Annotated in this window: 1 rRNA gene; it reads left to right on the top strand. The window is 62.3% G+C overall.

From position 1 onward, the window contains the following. Window positions 1-3: 3 nt before the first annotated feature. Window positions 4-212, top strand: a 16S ribosomal RNA gene (locus AB1L88_RS27025); the annotation flags it as partial.

Here is a 212-nt window from a genome sequence, read left to right as displayed (position 1 = left end):
CCTTTTTCGAAGGGTTTGATCCTGGCTCAGAATGAACGTTGGCGGCGTGGATTAGGCATGCAAGTCGGACGCCCCTCGGGGGCGTGGCGAAAGGGTGAGTAAGGCGACGGTAACCAACCCCGCGGAGGGGGACAGCTTCGGGAAACCGGAGGTAATCCCCCATGACGCCTCGGTGAGGGCATCCTCATCAGGCCAAAGGTGTGAGCCCGCCG

The sequence above is a fragment of the Tautonia sp. JC769 genome (assembly GCF_040717455.1).
Taxonomy (GTDB): domain Bacteria; phylum Planctomycetota; class Planctomycetia; order Isosphaerales; family Isosphaeraceae; genus Tautonia.
This window is presented reverse-complemented; position numbering and strand designations above follow the sequence as displayed.